The following is a 16,832-nucleotide window of genomic DNA, read 5'->3' on the forward strand; positions in this document are numbered from 1 at the left end:
TTTTTTGTTTTGTAAAGATAAATTAGAAAAGAAAAAGTAGTGGAGGGTGCACACCAGTTCGGCGAAATGCAAAATATTTTGTATAAAATGGGCAGCGTGGAATAAAATGGTTGAGTAAAAGGATCAGGCGTATACGTTTTTTAAATATACAATTACAGTGACACGCCTTGTTTTGTTGTAAAATTGAATTTGTAAGAAGTAGCTCTTCATTTGGAGGAGACTCTTCATCTTCAATCTCTGTAGAAATATAATAATATGTTAGAGAGCTAAAACAAGTAGTTTGTGCATGTAGACGTGGGCTCACGCTATAAGCAAGAATAGATGCTAAAGTAAAATATCTTTTTCCAAAACCACGAAGCATAAACTTTTTTCCTAATTATTTAAGATTTTTTATAAAACTACTCATGAGTCTAACACCAGCACCAGTTGCACCATAAACGTTACAATCCCAAGGTGCCTCAGTATAAGCACTTCCAGCTATATCAAAGTGAAGCCATTTATCTTTGTTTTCATCTTTGATAAATTTATCTAAAAACAGACCTGCTGTGATAGCACCACCGTAAGGTTTGCTAGAAACGTTTGAAGTATCCGCTATATCGCTTTTAAGAAGTTTTTTAAGATGGCGGTTAAATGGCAGTGTACCGATTAACTCTCCAGAATCATTTGCAGCATCAAAAAAAGCATGTTTAAGAGCATTTGAATGTCCCATTACTCCTGTTGTGTATTGACCAAGGGCCACCATACATGCACCAGTAAGTGTTGCAAAATCAAAGATATAATCAGCTTTTATTTTCTCTTGTGCATAATCTAGTACATCACAAAGAACAAGTCTCCCCTCGGCATCTGTATTTCTAACCTCTACAGTTTGTCCGCTACGAGTTGTTAGCACATCATCAGGTTTATATGCATCACCACCGATCATGTTCTCAACTGCACCAACAAACGCATGTACCTCAATGTCAAGTTTTAATTCACTTATAGCTTTTATGATCCCAAGTACTGCACAAGCACCAGCTTTATCCATTTTCATAGTTACCATTGATGTAGCAGGTTTTAAGCTAAGTCCACCACTATCGTATGTTAAACCTTTTCCAACAAGTGTAACCACTTTTTTCGCTTTTTTCTTTGGTTTGTAAGCAAGGTGGATAAGTTGAGATTCATGACGTGATGCACGACCAACTGCAAGCATAGAGAGACATTTCTCTTTTTTGAGTGCTTTTTCATCTAAAATATCACACTCTAAAGCATTCTCTTTTGCAAGGTTTTTAGCTAATTTTGCTAAAGTTTCTGGATGAATATCTTCAGGAATTGTATTTACAATATCACGTGTAAAACATGTTGCTTCTGCAACGATAACCGCCTCTTCAAAATCACTCATCAAAGTTTTGATGTTTCTACACTCTAAATCAATACGTTTGAGTGCAGGTTTTTTTGTCTCAGATTTGTATTTATTGAACTCATATCCACCTAAAATAAGTCCTTCAACTATAGGTTTGATAGAGTTTTTTGCTACATTAAAAGATGCAGATTTTGCATTTGAACTTTTGAGTGTTTGGATTGCAACAGTAGTTGCAGTTCTTAGAGAATCATCATTTTTCTCTTCAATTCCAACAAATAAAACATCTTGCTCATACAAAAAGCAGATGCTGTCTTGAGCAGCTTCAAAGTTTGCTTTTTCTAAAGTTGTTTTGTATTTGCTTTTTTTAATTTCATCTTTTGTTAAAAATAAAACACTTACATCACTTGTGGTATTGGTTACTAATTCAATTTTCATATTTTTCCCTAGTCAAAATGTAATATATCTTTTGCTTGTATCATATCTTTATCGCCACGTCCTGAGAGGTTCACGATAATGATTTTATCTTTAATATCTGGCAGTTTTTTTAGATATGCTACAGCGTGTGAAGATTCAAATGCAGGAATTATTCCCTCTTTACGACTTAACCATACAAATGCATCTAACGCCTCTTGATCTGTAATATAGTCATATTTTACACTTGCGTTATCGTTATGAAAAGCATGTTCAGGTCCAATTCCAGGATAATCAAGTCCAGCAGAGATAGAGTGAGCTTCAAGTATTTGTCCATCTTCATCTTGTAAAAGATATGACATTTGACCATGAAGGACTCCAGGGCGACCTTTTTTTAGTGAACATCCATTTTTATCTTCAATCCCAAGTCCACCAGCTTCGATCCCTATACACTCAACACCTTCATCTTCTAAAAAGTGTTGGAACATCCCAATAGCATTACTCCCACCACCGATACATGCGATTACATGATCTGGAAGACGATTCTCTTTTTCAAGTATTTGTGCACGAGCTTCCCAGCCAATAATAGCTTGAAAATCACGAACCATCAATGGATATGGATGTGGACCCGCAACAGTACCTATGATGTAAAAAGTATCTCTAGCATTTGTAACCCAGTGGCGAATGGCATCATTCATAGCATCTTTCAGTGTGCGGCTTCCACTCTCAACAGCATTTACTTTGGCCCCTAAAAGTTTCATACGAAAAACATTAAGCTCTTGACGTGCAACATCTTTTGCACCCATAAATATCTCACACTCTAAACCAAGTAGGGCAGCGATAGTTGCTGTTGCTACACCGTGTTGCCCAGCACCAGTTTCTGCAATAACTTTTTTGTATCCTAAACGTTTTGCCATAAGTCCTTGAGCGATCACATTGTTGACTTTATGTGCACCTGTATGGTTAAGGTCTTCACGTTTAAAGTAGACTTTTGCACCAAGCTCATTTGAGATATTATCAGCATAGTACAGTGGGCTAGGGCGACCAACATAATCTTTTAAATAGTAATCAACTTCAGCCCAAAAATCTTTATCAAAACGGATAGCATCGTACTCCTCTCGCAATTTGAGGAGTGCTGGCATCAATGTTTCAGGGACATAACGTCCTCCAAAAATACCAAAATGTCCATTATCGTCTGGATCAAACTTTGAAGCAGTTGGGATATACATAAAATTTTCTTCTTTCATTAAATTAAACTTCTATAACACTATAAACTTGGGTTTTTTGTTCTAGATTTTTTATACCATCTAAAAATGTAAGTCCTATAACAAAACAACACTCTACACAATTTGCACCTGTTTGGTTTACCAACGTTGCTGCTGCACCTGCTGTTCCACCAGTAGCTATAAGATCATCTATAACAAGTACTCTAGCACCTTTATCTTTGCCAAATGCATCTATATGTACTTCAATCTCATCTACACCATATTCAAGTGAGTATTTTTCAGAGATAGTTGTATATGGAAGTTTTCCTTTTTTTCTAATTGGAACAAAACCAACGCCTAACATTTGTGCAAGTGCTGCACCAAAAATAAAACCACGTGCATCAATACCTGCAACATAATCAAGCCCATACTCTTTGTAGCGTTGATATAAATGGTTCATTAAAACACCATATGCTTCTTTATCATTGAGTAAAGTTGTTATATCTTTAAAGATAATCCCAGGTTTTGGGAAATCTTTAATATCTCTAATCGAATTTTCTATTATATGTTTTTCTGTTTGACTAAGTTTTAACATTGTAAATCCTTACAGTAATGCGTCTATACGACCCTCTAGGGCTTTAATTTTTGAATTAAGGCGATCCACCTCTTGTCTATGTTTTGAGTTTCTTGATTTTAATACTTTTAGCTCATTTCTGAGTTTTGATAACTCTTCTGTTAAGATGTCTACATTCCCAAGTGCACGTTGTAGCTGAATTTGATACTTTCTAATGAGTATCTCTGCTTCTTGCAAAGTAAGTTTCATCAAATCATTACTACGTTGCTCTTTATTTGTGATGCTTTTAAAGTAAAACATTTTGACAAAAAGCCAAATTGAAACAATTGAAAGTATAGTTAAAAGTGACCATTCCCAAAACATAGCGGTGTCTTCCTTATAATTCTATTTTTTCTACACGTTGGCAGTGTCTGCCACCATCAAAACCACTTTCCAGCCATGAATTAATGATAGACTCTGCAACTCCTAGACCTACAATACGTTCCCCAAAACAAAGAATGTTCGCATCATTGTGTCCACGTGCAACCATTGCAGTATATGCATCGTGGCACAGTGCCGCACGGATTCCTTCATGGCGATTTGCAGCCATACTCATACCAATCCCACTACCGCAGATAAGAATCCCTTGGCTTCCAGTATCTTCTAAAACACTTGAAGCAACTTTGTGTGCATAATCAGGGTAGTCAACTCTATCTTTTGAAAAAGGTCCAATATCAATCACTTCATGACCTTTTTCTTTTAAAAATTCAACAGTCCAGTTTTTTAGGTCTAATCCTGCATGATCTGTTGCAATATAAAACTTCATATATTCTCCCTTTAAGATAATAATAAACCAATGATAGTTTGCACTGGCAAAAATATAAGATATTTACTCAATGGTGTCATTAAAATAATAAGTACTATAATTATGCCATATCTCTCATATTTATAGAAAAACTCAGCAATTTCCACTTTTCTAAATTTTAATGCCAAGTGTGCAATAAAATGTGCCCCATCAAATTGTGGAATAGGAAGCAGATTAAATACTCCTAAAACTACATTAATGATAAGTAGTTGTGTAGCCAAAAGATACACAAAGATGTAAACCATGCTATCATCTGTTGTTGGGGCGGCCATTGCACTAATCGCTACTGCTGCAAAAGCTGCGAGTGTAAAGTTATAGACTATTCCAGCTAAATCAACTTGCATAGCTGCATTGTAACCACCACGGTTTATCACTTTTAACATATTGACTGGTACTGGTTTCGCCCAGCCAAATAAAAACCCACTATCAGCACCCATAAGCATAGGTAAAAAGTACATCATTAGTGGTACTAAAATAGTCCCTACTAAATCTACATGAGAGATTGGATTGATTGTAAGTCGTCCAGCATTTTTTGCAGTTGAATCTCCATATATATTTGCAACCCAACCATGCATGATCTCATGCCCAATGATTGCAATAGCAAGTGCTATAACAGCTGTAGTTATTTTTAAAATATCAAGTAAGTCCATAATACTCTTTGTCTTGTTCTTCCCGCTCTTTGATTGCTCGATCAATATATGGAGATTGTTCTAAATCTTCAGGTGTTTTTCCCATTCTATCCCATCTGATTCGCCAGTTTTTGTCGATAGAGAAGTAGATAAACCAAGGAGTCCCTTCTAAATTTTCATACGGAACACTTCCCCAAAAACGGCTATCATTTGAATGATCGCGGTTATCACCCATCATAAAGTAATGATCTTCTTCTACTTGAATCACATCAGTGTTAAACACTGGTGGGATAAGTAAACGTGTTGGTGCCATTCTCTCATCGCTTTTGAGTTGGATTTTTTTTGCTTCTTCCAAAGAGATAGATTTTTTAATCTGCCCATTATTATCAACGATTGTGTATGAGTCAATTGCCATCTTATTGTCATGGTGTACACCCTTGTGATCGTGTAAATAAGGGTTTACAACCCATGTTTTTCCATATGCTTGAGCTAAAGTATACCCTTTATAATGCTCTTTAGTCCACTCATCACCCTCTTTAGGATGGATATACAAGTCTTTGTTTCTTACAAAAAGTTCATCACCTGGTAATGCTACACAACGTTTTACAAAGTGTGTTTTTATATTGTGTGGTGGACGAAAGATTACGATATCTCCACGTTTTGGTGTACTTCCATCCATAAGTTTAAGGCTATCGCTCCATGGCATTAAAGAGATTTCCAAAAATGGAATATGTGGCATTGGGATACCATATGAAAATTTTTTTCCAAAAAGATGATCCCCAATTAAAAGAGAGTCTTTCATACTTCCAGTTGGAATTCTAAATGCCTGTGCAACAAAAAAGATAACAAAAAGAACAATTACAAGTGTTCCAGTCCATGAATTAGAAAATTTATATGCTTTAAAAAGAAAGTGTTTCATCTATTTTACTTCTTGTGCGTTAAGTTTTGCAGCTTTAAGAGTATTACTCAGTAGCATTGCAATTGTCATAGGTCCAACTCCACCTGGAACTGGTGTGATGTATGAGCATTTTTTGCTTACATTTTCATAATCAACATCACCAACAAGTTTTCCATTTTCAGCACGGTTAATCCCAATATCTATGATGATAGCACCATCTTTAATCATATCTTCTTTGATAAGGTTAATTACACCAACACCCACTAAGATGATATCTGCTGCAAGTGTATGTTTTTTTAAGTCATCTGTAAAGATATGAGTGATCTCAACTGTAGCATCAGCATTTAAAAGTAGTGACGCCATAGGTTTACCAACAATATTTGAAGCACCTACAACACAACAATTCTTTCCTTTGACATCGATGTTATACTCTGCTAATAATTCCATAACACCAAGTGGTGTACATGGCACAAATCCATCAAGTTTTGTTACAAGTCGTCCAACATTGTAGGGATGAAAACCATCTACATCTTTAGCAGGATCAACAAGTTCTAAAATTTTTGTTGTATCTATTTGTGGAGGGAGTGGAAGTTGTACCAAAATACCATCTATATTTGGATTGTTATTCATCATTTTGATAGTGTTTTCTATCGCTTCTTGAGAGATGTCTGCTGGCATCTCATGAGTTACTGAGTAAAAACCAACTCTATCACACGCTTTTTTCTTCATACCAACATACGCAGCACTTGCTGGATCATTTCCAACCAAGATAACAGCAAGTCCTGGTGTCCTTCCTGTTGTTTTTTTCAGTTTTGTTACTTCAGATGCTACATTTTGTTCTATTTTTTGTGAGAGTGCTTTACCGTCAAGAATTTGCAATTTTTACCCCATAAAGAAACTTCTGGAAAGAAGTCTAATAAATTTTTTGATATTATACCTTTTTAAAATAATATTAGGCTAATAATGAAATATATACTCTTTTTAATTCTAACAAACTCCCTATTTTGTGAGAGTACATTTATAACTCCTATGGAGTACGCATCGTCGTTATATAAAAATCCAAGGGGGATAGGATGCAATAAATGTCATGGAGAAAACGGAGAGGGAACACTGATAGCAAATTATGTGCATAAAGGGAAAGAAAAGTCATTTAGTGCCCCTGCAATCAATACATTATCGTATCCAAAATTTTATAAAGCTTTGAATGTTAGAAAAAATGGAATGCCACGTTATTTTTTAGTTGATAGTGAGATAGAAGCACTCTACAAGTATCTGCATAGAAACGATAAAAAAGAGAAAAAAAATGATAAATGAGATAGTACAAGCCTATGAAAACAGAGATTTAAAAGCACTTGATGCTTTAGCTGTGCCAAAAGTTCGAGAGATAAATGCAAATAAAAAGTTTCGCTCCGCTTTGATGCTCTCATGCAATAACATTAAACATCTCTCAAAGATAGAATCACTCGAAGCTGATTGTATAATGCTTAATCTTGAAGATGGAGTGAGTAAAGAGGAAAAGCCTTTTGCATTAGCTTTGTGTGCTATCTTTCTATCACGTTTGCAAAAATGCGATAAAAAGTTAGTAGTGCGTGTCAATGCCTTAGATGAGGGTGGATATGATGAGATCACTTATCTTAATCAGTTTATGCCAGATGCTATTCGTGTACCAAAAATCAAAACACCTGCAGAGGTTAAAGCTGTACATGCACTATTAAAAGATGAAATAGAATTGCATCTCTCCATCGAAACAGCAGAAGCGTGGCATAACTTGGCAAATTTATCTATAAACAAAAGAGTTAATACATTTTATCTTGGTATACTTGATTTATTTGCAGATATGGGATTTTCCCAAGGTTTAATAGAGTTGGATAATCCTACTATGCACTATATGTTGAGCCACTTTTTAGTTACTTGTAGATCGATACGGGTTAAACCTGTAAGCTTTGTTTTTCAAGATTTTAGAGATTTAGAGATGTTTTCAAAATGGATAGAGTTTGAACACTCTATGGGATATGATGCAAAAGGGTGTATCTCCCCAAAACAAGTTGAACTTGCAAATAAAATATTTGTTGATAAAGAAGAAGAGATAAAACGAGCAAAAGTGATTATAAAACTTTTTGAGATGCACGAAGCAGAAGGGATAACTGGTTTTGTGGATGATGAGTATGGCTTTATAGATGAACCCATCTATAAAGGTGCATTAAAATTATTAGAGGAACATGTAGAATGAAGAAAATTTTTGTTATTTATATAATGGTTTGTAGCTCTGTATTTGCGAGTACTATGTTTACATTAAGTAATATTAAAAGTGTGTATCCCATTGTAGAGATTGGAGCAAAAGAGGTTCCAAAATCTTTCAAACAAACTGCTATGGCAGAGATAAACTCTATGTTAGATGAATTGAAAATTAAGCATGATGGATACGATCAAAGAGCTTTAGCATTGCTTATTAGTTCTAAACATATTGATGGGAATAAAGTACTTATAACTGTAAAACTTGATATTGGGGAGCAAGTGTATCGAATTGACTCAAAAGAAAAAACTTTTGCTATTACATACTCTTCCAAAGAAGTACTGCAACTTACAAAAGAGGATGAGGTTGTAGAGCAGCTTGAAGATGCTCTTGATGTACTTTTAGATAGATTTTCTGAACAATATTTGGAAGAGAATAAAAAGATTGAAAAAGTTGATCTTAAAAACGATGATTTTTCAAAACTTGGATATGAAACAAACTATGATATAGCTGTAAAAAAAGCTCAAAAACTTAAAAAGCCCATATTGCTTGTATTAGTTGCAAACTATTGCCCTTGGTGTAGAAAGTTTGAAGAGAATGTACTACGTAAAAAAGAGGTGAACACGATCATTCAAAACAACTACATTCCACTTATTATTAACAAAGAAAAAGGTGGTTTTCCAAAAGAGTTAGATATCGCTTTTACGCCAATCACTCACTTTATAAACTATAAAACGCTTAAAAGTGAAAAAATGATCGCAGGGTATAACAATAAAGATGAATTTATTTATACCCTAAAAAACTTTGTAAAATAGCTATTTCCCTATAGCATTGTCAAGTTTTGCTATAGCGATGTAGTAGTCATAAAAAGTATTGACAAGGTTTGCTTTAGCATCTATATAGTCTTGACGTGCTTGTTGTAGTTCTATAAAGTCCGCTAAGCCGTTTTCATAACGTTTTGAAGCTTGATCGAACTTTTCACTACTTACATCTACAAGAGATTTTGAGAGTATCACCTCGTCTTTTTTTTGTGCGAGGTTGATGTAGGCATGTGTTACAGATTGTTTGATGCGTAGTTGTGCAAAAACAAGTTTTGATTGTGCAATATCAGCATTGATAACTTTTTCCTCTTTTCTCGCATTTGTAGAGCCACCTTGATATAAGTTCCAGTCAAGATTTACACTTGTTTGCCATGTGTCTTGCGGCATATACTGTTTAAGTTTATCTATTTTTTGTTTTGTATAGTCACCATAAAGATAGATAGATGGGTAGTACTCTGCATTTATACTCTCTATTTGTGCTTTTGAAGCCTCTAGTTGATACTTATAACTCATCACTTCTGCTTTGTTGTTATAAGCATATTCAACACACTCTTTAAGTGAAAAATTGTACTGTTTTAAATACTCTTTTATTGCGTCTAAATCTATCTCTTTATAGTAAACTTCATAATCACGTGTTGTGTTTGTAAACCCAACAACTTTATCTAAATTCGCGTAAGTAGATTCAAGATTGTATGTAGCATTGTTAAGTGCAATTTTTGATTTTATAAGTGATACCTGTGCATCTGATACATCGATTTTTGTTCTAATCCCTGCATCAAAGTATTTTTGTGATCGATACACTTGTGCTTCATTGAGTTTGACATCTTCGTTACGAACATCTATGAGTGATTTTGCTTTTAAAACATCATAGTATGCAGTCTTAACATCTTTAATTTTATCAGATACTTGTTGTTTATTGTCCATATCGTATGATTTTACTTCAAAACTTCTTGTATCAACAGTGCCACCAGTTTTGTCAAAGTCATATACAAGTTGTGATGCAGAGAGTTTTCCAAGTAAAAGAGTATCATTTACAGGGCCATCTTGGATGATGCCACCATCTTGTGAGCGAACACCGCCAGAGAGTTTGAGATCAATTTTTGGAAGGTATGAGCTAAATGCTGCGTCATAACGCTTTTGCGATGCTTCATAACTAGCACGAGATATAGCGATATCTGGAGAGTTTTTGAGTGAAGTTGTGATGAGATCATCTACCGTATACTCTTGGGCACTCATTGTTGATGTTATTGAGCCTACAACTAAGAGACTTAGTAAAAGATTTTTTTTCATTATATAGACTCCCTTCTTGCAATCTCTTCTTCAACTGAGACAAATTTCTCACGCATACTTTCTAAAAGTACATAAAGTACCGGTACAAACAGTGTAGATATAAAAGTCGCAGCCACCATACCAAACATTAAAACAATACCGATCGATTGTTGTGTAACAGAACCAGCACCCGTTGCAAAAGCAAGAGGGAAGATACCAAATAAAAATGAAAGAATCGTCATCATAATAGCCCTAAAACGAAGCCGACCTGCATTGATGGCAGAATCGATGATGCTTTGACCACTCTCACGTTGTTCTTTTGCAAACTCAACGATGAGGATCGCATTTTTAGCAGCCAGAGCAACTAAGAGCACCAGCCCAACTTGTGCGAAGGTATTAAGTGGCATATGTGCCCAGATAAGTCCTGCAACCGCGCCACCTATAACCATAGGAACAGAAAGTAGAATCATAAGTGGTAGTATCCAAGATTCATACTGAGCTGAAAGCACTAAAAATACAACTAAAGTTACAAAGATCACTACATAAATTTGTGCATTTCCAGCAAGTTTTTCTTGATAACTCATCCCTGACCACTCATAACCATAATTACTTGGAAGAGTTTTCTTCGCTATCTCTTCCATAGCTTTCATAGCATCTCCAGAGCTGTACCCTTGCATATAGTTTGGAATACCGTTGATCTGAATACTTCTGTAAAGATTGTAGTGTGTCACGTTTTGAGGACCTATGATCTCTTTTACTTGAACTAGGGCACTAAGAGGCACCATTTTGCCTTGCGCATTTTTTACAAAGAGTTTGTTTATATCTTGTTTTTTACTTCTATACTCTTTATCTGCTTGAACAAATACACGAAATACTTTACCAAATTTTGTAAAGTCGTTTACATAAACACTTCCAAGATAGATTTGCATAGTGGTGAAAAGATCACTCATATTAACACCTAAAGCATTTGCTTTTTCTCTATCAATTTTAAGATCATACATCGGGTAATTACTTGAAAATGTTGTATATGCGTACATGATTCTAGGATCTTTCATAGCCTCTTGGATCAGCTGATTTGCATACCCTTCAAATGTTGCTAGATCACCTGAGAGATAATCTTGCACCCTAAAGTCAAACCCACCAACTGCACCAATTCCTGGTATTCCAGGGAGGTTGAATGCTGCGATTTTAGCATTGCTTATATTTGCAGTTAATGTTTGGATTTTTTTAATGATTCCATTTACATCTTGACCTTTGCCTGTTCTTTGTGACCAATCTTTGAACGACACGAACATAGCAGCAGCCGAGCTGTCAAAAGAGGATGTAACGATGTTATAACCATCGATCGAGACAATATTCTCGATCTCATCAATGCTATAAATAATATCTTCAACCTCTTTTCTCATTTTGGTAGTTTCAATAAGTGAAGTTCCGGGCTTTAGGTTGAGTGAGACCATACAGATACCCTTATCTTCCGATGGAACAAACCCTGTAGGGATTGCAGTAAATAAAAAGTATGTGATGTAAAAAATAACACCAATCCCTATAGCTACAAGGTAGCGCACTTTGATGAAGAATGTGATAGCTTTGGTATATAGCTCCGTGATCTTATCAAGCACTTGATCAAACTTTCTAAAAAATAGAAGTTTTTGCTCCCCCTCTTTTCTGCGCTTGATGATGATAGCACTAAGCGCTGGAGAGAGTGTAAGAGCATTGAGTGAAGATACCATTACCGCAAAGGAGATTGTTAATGCAAACTGCTGATAGAGTGAGCCTGTAATACCGGGAAGCATAGATACTGGTACAAACACTGCAACAAGTACAACCGTTGTGGAGATAATAGGCCCTATTAGCTCAATCATAGACTTTTTAACAACTTGCGGCATTGTGAGATCAGGCTCTTTTTCCATTAAAACTTCAACATTTTCAACAACCAAGATAACATCATCAACTACGATCCCAATTGCAAGGATCAGCCCAAAGAGAGTTAAGAAGTTTATAGAAAAGCCACCAGCTCCTTGCATAGCTGCAAATGCACCGATAAGCGAAACAGGAATAGCAACAGAAGCAATGACAGTCGGTCTCCAAGAACCTAAAAAGATAAGGATGATCAGAATTACAAGCGCAATTGCCATAAAAAGGTTTACAACAACGTTTTTGATCGCAACATTTACATACTTTGTTGTATCGTATGGAATACTCCAGGTTACACCATCAGGGAAACGACTCTCTAGTTTTTCCATCGCCTCTTGGATTTTTTCTCTGATCTCTAACGCATTGGCATCACCTAATTGATACACACCTATAAGACCTGTTGGTTTTTTAGCAGAGATCGAGTTCCAGTCATACGTTTCACTCCCCAAAACAATGCTAGAAACATCGCTAAGTCTTACAAGTGAGCCATCTTTTTTATACTTGATTACAATATCTTTAAACTCATCAACATTGCTGAGTCGTCCATCTGTTGTAAGGGTAAATACCTGCTTTTGATCATCAAAACTTGGATTGCCCCCAATTTTACCGATAGAAGCTTGTTTGTTTTGGCTTTTGATTGAATTTACAACATCCATAGGAGTTAAACCCATCTCTTTAATCTTGTCAGGATTTAACCATACACGTATAGAGTATTTTCGCTCCCCTAAGTTTTGTGCATCTCCAACACCTTTGATACGTTTGATCTCATCGAGGATGTTGATGTTTACAAAGTTAGATAAAAAAGCGGCATCGTAGCGCTCATCTCCAGTGATTGTGATCAAACATACAATACTTGGGGATTTTTTATTTACTATAACACCTTGTTGTGTAACTTCAGGCGGTAATGAAGATGAAGCGGTTGAGACTTTATTTTGCACATCAACTGCACCGATATCTATGTCATACCCAGGTTCAAAGTAAACGTTGATGCTACTGCTACCATTTGAAGTGGAAGAGGAATCCATATAGATAACCCCTTTAATTCCATTAAGTTTGTCTTCTAACACACGTGTAACTGTATTTTCAACAACATAGGCATTTGCACCAGTATATGTAGCACTCACATTAACAGAAGGTGGTGCTACATCTGGGTACTCAGAGATCGGTAAAACTGCTAGTGAAACTAAACCAGATACGATGATAATTAACGAGATAACTATTGCGAGAATAGGGCGTTTAATAAAGGTAACGGAAAACATTATTTTGTCTCTTTGATCGTCATATCATTTTTTTCTAAAATTGCTTTAACACCCTTTGTATCGCTTACATCAGTTGGATCGACTTTAAGATCAGGTTTTAACTTCATAAGTCCAGAGATAACAACCTTGTCCCCAAACTCTAAACCTTTTGAGACATTGACATAGTATTTTGTTGTATAGCTTGTTTCAATATCTGCACGTTTTAGAGTGTTGTTTTGATCAACTACATATACATATTTTCCAAGTTGATCGTTAAATATGATCTCTGGTGGAATGACTTTAAATGTATCTGTTTTGTTGATATAGATGTTTACATACACAAAGTTACCTGGAAGAATGTCTCCTTTTTTATTGTCAATTACTGCGCGCATATTTATAGTAGAAGTTTCAGGATCAACCATATTGTCAGAAAAGTCTACATAGCCATCTTCTCTAAAGTCTCCAATAGAGCTTTTTAGCTCAATAAATGCAAAAGCTTTGTCTTTATCTTTATACTTTTGAAATGTTAAATAGGCATCATTTGAAGGTGAAAAGTAAGCATAAAGTGGATCGATGCTTGTGATCGTAGTAAGTAGTGTAGATTCAGCACCTGAAACCAAGTTACCCACATCTACATATCTTGCACTAATTTTGCCTGAAATAGGTGCTTTTATTATAGTGTAGCTAAGGCTTAACTCTGCTTGTTTGATCTTTGCTGCATCACCTTCTATCGCAGCTTTTAAAGAATCTTGCTGTGATTCATACTGCTCTAACGTAGCTCTTGGAGCTAAACCTTCTTTTACTAAAGGCTCGTATCTTTTTACATCTGCGTTTGCAAGTTTGAGTGCTGCTTCATCTTGCGCTTTTTTAGCATTTGCGGCTTTTAGGTCTGCTTCGTATTGATCTTGTTCTATTTTGAAAAGTTTTTGCCCTTTTTTTACAAAATCTCCATCATTGAAGTAACGCTCTTGTAATATCCCAGAAACCCTTGCACGTATCTCTTGGTCACTACTTGCTTTTGTTTTTCCTGTGAAACTTGTCCAAATTGGAATCTCTTGTTGCTTAATTGTAATCGTTTCAACTTGTAAAGGTGGTGTTTGAACTTGTTGTTGTTCTTGTGAGTTGTCTTTTGAACAAGCATTCAAAAGTAAGCCTACACAGCCCAGGAAAAGGATGGATTTTGATAATGTCATAACAAATAGCCTATAGTGAATTTTGATAATTATATCAAAAAAATTAATAGTTGGCTAAGTGATAATATACATTGTAACGAATAAGTGTTTTTTCTTTTGGACGAGGATATTTGCTGTATGCGTACTCTATAGTTTCTTTAGTTGTATCATCAAGTACATAGATGCCACTTTTAGTCAAAAATTTAAAATCACTTATATCGCCATTTGGATGGAGATAGAATTCTACTACGTTATATTTATTTACTTGTAAGTCTCTTGGTAAGTTTACACGCGCTACACGATTAAGCACTTGCTGTGTTATTCGTCTCATAATCTCTTGGTTATCTAAGATATATTGTTGTTGTCCTGGGCTTAATTTCCCAAACTCCTCACCATACAGTTCTTGAATATTTTGTGATAGATTTCCACCATTTGCATATGTTTTTTTCTTTTGTTTAATTTCATTTGTGGACTTATCTTCATGCATCCAAGCAAGAGGGTCTTTTTGTGTCTCTTTTTTTATTTCTTTTGTTTTATTAACATCCTCTTTTGCTAAAAGTGGAATATAAGGTTTATTTGGTGGTATAGGCTCTGTTTTTGGTGTTTTTTTCTCCACTTTTTGTTCAACTTTTTTAGGTTGATTGAGGGTAGGGGTTTTCATTGGTTGTTGTGGATTGAGTTTAACTTGTTGTTGAACTATTTTTTCGAGTTGTGAGCCTTTTGGCATTGGTGGTGCCATTTTTGGCTCTGGAATTTTTTCTTTTGTTAAACCAGAATCTTTATATTTTTTCGGAAGCTCTTTGAGAGAGATTTTGATTTTTTTCTCTTGTGGATGTTTTGTTTGTTTTAGTTCAGGTGTATAGGTCGCAAGTAACCAGAAAAACATAAGTAAAACCAAATGTATTAGTAATGCAACAAAGAGGGCAAATGTTGATCTGTTCAAAAGAGTCCTGTAGTTATTGATTTATTGTAGGATTATAACAAATCAATGTTAATAAAAAGTCTTTTGTTTCAAATAGTAATTTATAATAAATAAGAATAAAATTCAGAGATTTTTCAAGATATTTCAGTTGTAGTTTTAGTATGATGTAAAAATTTGTTAAGGAAAACCTCCATGTATAAAATAGTTTTAATATTTTTTCTCTCGTATTCTTTGTCTGCTATGACTTTAGAAGAGTGGCGTGTTTATAAAAAAACAGATGCTTATAAACAAGAACAAGCGGAAATTGAAGCACGAAAAGCGAAATCTCGTCTCTTTTTTGAATCGAGAAAAGAATTTGAAAAACAAAAAATTACAAAAGATGCTTTTGAATATAAATATAAGATTAAACAACCTTTCATAGCATCGAAACGCTATGAGTTTTTTATAAATGGCATCAAAGCGTCCATACCCTATGAAACAAATTATCCTATTCATAAAACCAATCCTCATATAAAACGACTGATTATCGCTATACATAGTTCCAATCATGATGCAAAAATGTATTTTAATAATACATCTGCACTAACAAAGTCACTTCAAAAAACAGATGAAACTCTTATTGTAGCACCACAGTTTTTAATCACTTCACTTATACAAGAACCAACAGAAGCAGATTTTCTCTTTTGGAAGGTACCACCTTTTAGAGGAACTTCAAAAGCTTTATATAAAGGTAAAAAAGTCTCTCTAAGCGCTTATGAAATTTTAGATGAGATGATCAATGAGATTGTAAGCTCAAATAATTTTCCCAATTTTCGTAGTGTTGTTATTTTTGGTCATTCAGCGGGTGGACAAATGGTCAATAGATTTGCAGCGTATAGTCGTTTTGATAAAAATACTCTCGATGTAAGATATATAGTTATGGCTCCATCATCGTATGTCTATTTTAATAAAGAGCGTGTGCAAAAAGGGACTCTTAATCACTTTGAAGTCCCTCAAATGGATGAAAAATATTATAACTATTGGGGAAATGGTTTGAAAAAGCTTTATCAAGTACACAGACGAAATCGTGTAAGTCCAGATATAATGCGAAAACAATATAAAAATAGTAAGATTACTTACCTTGTAGGTAGTCGTGACAATGATCCAAGTAACAGTTCACTTGGAAAAAGTAAAAGCTCCATGATGCAGGGCTCTCATCGCGTTGAAAGGGCACAAGTTTATTATAATTATTTACAGCACTATTTTGGTAGAGGAATTGTAAACCGACAACATCTGTATGTTGTTCCAAATGTAGGACATAGTAGCAAAGGTTTGATGAATTCTGAAGTAGGGCAAAATGTTCTTTTTTTAAATTAATACTACT

At 35.0% G+C, this 16,832-nt stretch carries 17 protein-coding genes; 4 read left to right on the forward strand and 13 right to left on the reverse strand.

Going from position 1 to position 16,832, the window contains the following annotated elements; genetic code table 11:
* Positions 1-22: 22 nt before the first annotated feature.
* From ACQY56_RS11135 to folD, 9 genes are read right to left on the reverse strand one after another with little or no spacing between them, the layout of a single operon-like run.
* Positions 23-361: a hypothetical protein gene (locus ACQY56_RS11135; protein ID WP_428737784.1), complete on the reverse strand. Its 339-nt coding sequence runs from the start codon at positions 359-361 to the stop codon at positions 23-25.
* A gap of 15 nt (positions 362-376) precedes the next feature.
* Positions 377-1,774: a leucyl aminopeptidase gene (locus tag ACQY56_RS11140; RefSeq protein ID WP_428737785.1), complete on the reverse strand. Its 1,398-nt coding sequence runs from the start codon at positions 1,772-1,774 to the stop codon at positions 377-379.
* Between the two features lie 8 nt (positions 1,775-1,782).
* Positions 1,783-2,979 carry a tryptophan synthase subunit beta gene (gene trpB / locus ACQY56_RS11145; RefSeq protein ID WP_428737915.1) on the reverse strand — a complete coding sequence of 399 codons (1,197 nt, stop codon included), beginning with the start codon at positions 2,977-2,979 and terminating at the stop codon, positions 1,783-1,785.
* Between the two features lie 22 nt (positions 2,980-3,001).
* Entirely contained in the window at positions 3,002-3,550 is a 549-nt protein-coding gene (locus tag ACQY56_RS11150) for an adenine phosphoribosyltransferase (protein ID WP_428737786.1), read from the reverse strand.
* A 9-nt stretch (positions 3,551-3,559) separates the two neighbouring features.
* A complete protein-coding gene (locus ACQY56_RS11155) occupies positions 3,560-3,892 on the reverse strand; it encodes a hypothetical protein (protein WP_428737787.1) in 333 nt (110 codons plus the stop codon).
* A gap of 13 nt (positions 3,893-3,905) precedes the next feature.
* Positions 3,906-4,334 carry a ribose 5-phosphate isomerase B gene (gene rpiB, locus ACQY56_RS11160; RefSeq protein WP_428737788.1) on the reverse strand — a complete coding sequence of 143 codons (429 nt, stop codon included), beginning with the start codon at positions 4,332-4,334 and terminating at the stop codon, positions 3,906-3,908.
* Between the two features lie 11 nt (positions 4,335-4,345).
* Positions 4,346-5,023 carry a site-2 protease family protein gene (locus ACQY56_RS11165; protein WP_428737789.1) on the reverse strand — a complete coding sequence of 226 codons (678 nt, stop codon included), beginning with the start codon at positions 5,021-5,023 and terminating at the stop codon, positions 4,346-4,348.
* Positions 5,010-5,921, reverse strand: a complete 912-nt coding sequence (gene lepB / locus ACQY56_RS11170; RefSeq protein WP_428737790.1) for a signal peptidase I — start codon at positions 5,919-5,921, stop codon at positions 5,010-5,012. Before lepB ends, ACQY56_RS11165 begins: the two co-directional genes overlap by 14 nt.
* Complete coding sequence (folD, locus tag ACQY56_RS11175; protein ID WP_428737791.1) at positions 5,922-6,779, reverse strand: bifunctional methylenetetrahydrofolate dehydrogenase/methenyltetrahydrofolate cyclohydrolase FolD; 858 nt, start codon at positions 6,777-6,779, stop codon at positions 5,922-5,924. It abuts the gene before it with no gap.
* An 84-nt stretch (positions 6,780-6,863) separates the two neighbouring features.
* Between folD and ACQY56_RS11180 the strand changes: the two genes are divergently transcribed.
* The 3 genes from ACQY56_RS11180 to ACQY56_RS11190 are packed head-to-tail and all read left to right on the forward strand — an operon-like array spanning position 6,864 to position 8,948.
* The gene (locus ACQY56_RS11180; RefSeq protein WP_428737792.1) at positions 6,864-7,214 is read left to right on the forward strand and encodes a c-type cytochrome; all 351 of its coding nucleotides are present in this window, start codon (positions 6,864-6,866) and stop codon (positions 7,212-7,214) included.
* A complete protein-coding gene (locus tag ACQY56_RS11185; RefSeq protein WP_428737793.1) occupies positions 7,204-8,130 on the forward strand; it encodes an HpcH/HpaI aldolase/citrate lyase family protein in 927 nt (308 codons plus the stop codon). The genes ACQY56_RS11180 and ACQY56_RS11185 overlap by 11 nt, the downstream gene beginning before the upstream one ends.
* The gene (locus ACQY56_RS11190) at positions 8,127-8,948 is read left to right on the forward strand and encodes a thioredoxin family protein (protein ID WP_428737794.1); all 822 of its coding nucleotides are present in this window, start codon (positions 8,127-8,129) and stop codon (positions 8,946-8,948) included. The genes ACQY56_RS11185 and ACQY56_RS11190 overlap by 4 nt, the downstream gene beginning before the upstream one ends.
* Here ACQY56_RS11190 and ACQY56_RS11195 read toward each other — a convergent pair whose 3' ends face one another.
* The 4 genes from ACQY56_RS11195 to ACQY56_RS11210 are packed head-to-tail and all read right to left on the reverse strand — an operon-like array spanning position 8,949 to position 15,490.
* Complete coding sequence (locus ACQY56_RS11195) at positions 8,949-10,244, reverse strand: TolC family protein (RefSeq protein ID WP_428737795.1); 1,296 nt, start codon at positions 10,242-10,244, stop codon at positions 8,949-8,951.
* Positions 10,244-13,396, reverse strand: a complete 3,153-nt coding sequence (locus tag ACQY56_RS11200; RefSeq protein WP_428737796.1) for an efflux RND transporter permease subunit — start codon at positions 13,394-13,396, stop codon at positions 10,244-10,246. Before ACQY56_RS11200 ends, ACQY56_RS11195 begins: the two co-directional genes overlap by 1 nt.
* On the reverse strand, positions 13,396-14,568 hold the full coding sequence (locus tag ACQY56_RS11205) for an efflux RND transporter periplasmic adaptor subunit (protein WP_428737797.1): 1,173 nt from the start codon (positions 14,566-14,568) through the stop codon (positions 13,396-13,398). Before ACQY56_RS11205 ends, ACQY56_RS11200 begins: the two co-directional genes overlap by 1 nt.
* 43 nt (positions 14,569-14,611) lie before the next feature.
* Positions 14,612-15,490, reverse strand: coding sequence for a hypothetical protein (locus ACQY56_RS11210; protein ID WP_428737798.1), 879 nt, complete (start codon positions 15,488-15,490; stop codon positions 14,612-14,614).
* Between the two features lie 171 nt (positions 15,491-15,661).
* Between ACQY56_RS11210 and ACQY56_RS11215 the strand changes: the two genes are divergently transcribed.
* On the forward strand, positions 15,662-16,825 hold the full coding sequence (locus ACQY56_RS11215; RefSeq protein WP_428737799.1) for a hypothetical protein: 1,164 nt from the start codon (positions 15,662-15,664) through the stop codon (positions 16,823-16,825).
* Positions 16,826-16,832: the final 7 nt, after the last annotated feature.

The sequence above is a fragment of the Sulfurimonas sp. genome, from assembly GCF_050296975.1.
GTDB lineage: Bacteria > Campylobacterota > Campylobacteria > Campylobacterales > Sulfurimonadaceae > Sulfurimonas.

Excerpts from the sequence above, each read along its gene's own strand:
- ACQY56_RS11135 (WP_428737784.1), bottom strand. The coding sequence starts at position 361 with ATGCTTCGTGGTTTTGGAAAAAGATATTTTACTTTAGCATCTATTCTT.
- ACQY56_RS11140 (WP_428737785.1), bottom strand. The coding sequence starts at position 1,774 with ATGAAAATTGAATTAGTAACCAATACCACAAGTGATGTAAGTGTTTTA.
- trpB (WP_428737915.1), bottom strand. The coding sequence starts at position 2,979 with ATGTATATCCCAACTGCTTCAAAGTTTGATCCAGACGATAATGGACAT.
- ACQY56_RS11150 (WP_428737786.1), bottom strand. The coding sequence starts at position 3,550 with ATGTTAAAACTTAGTCAAACAGAAAAACATATAATAGAAAATTCGATT.
- ACQY56_RS11155 (WP_428737787.1), bottom strand. The coding sequence starts at position 3,892 with ATGTTTTGGGAATGGTCACTTTTAACTATACTTTCAATTGTTTCAATT.
- rpiB (WP_428737788.1), bottom strand. The coding sequence starts at position 4,334 with ATGAAGTTTTATATTGCAACAGATCATGCAGGATTAGACCTAAAAAAC.
- ACQY56_RS11165 (WP_428737789.1), bottom strand. The coding sequence starts at position 5,023 with ATGGACTTACTTGATATTTTAAAAATAACTACAGCTGTTATAGCACTT.
- lepB (WP_428737790.1), bottom strand. The coding sequence starts at position 5,921 with ATGAAACACTTTCTTTTTAAAGCATATAAATTTTCTAATTCATGGACT.
- ACQY56_RS11180 (WP_428737792.1), top strand. The coding sequence starts at position 6,864 with ATGAAATATATACTCTTTTTAATTCTAACAAACTCCCTATTTTGTGAG.
- ACQY56_RS11185 (WP_428737793.1), top strand. The coding sequence starts at position 7,204 with ATGATAAATGAGATAGTACAAGCCTATGAAAACAGAGATTTAAAAGCA.
- ACQY56_RS11190 (WP_428737794.1), top strand. The coding sequence starts at position 8,127 with ATGAAGAAAATTTTTGTTATTTATATAATGGTTTGTAGCTCTGTATTT.
- ACQY56_RS11195 (WP_428737795.1), bottom strand. The coding sequence starts at position 10,244 with ATGAAAAAAAATCTTTTACTAAGTCTCTTAGTTGTAGGCTCAATAACA.
- ACQY56_RS11200 (WP_428737796.1), bottom strand. The coding sequence starts at position 13,396 with ATGTTTTCCGTTACCTTTATTAAACGCCCTATTCTCGCAATAGTTATC.
- ACQY56_RS11205 (WP_428737797.1), bottom strand. The coding sequence starts at position 14,568 with ATGACATTATCAAAATCCATCCTTTTCCTGGGCTGTGTAGGCTTACTT.
- ACQY56_RS11215 (WP_428737799.1), top strand. The coding sequence starts at position 15,662 with ATGTATAAAATAGTTTTAATATTTTTTCTCTCGTATTCTTTGTCTGCT.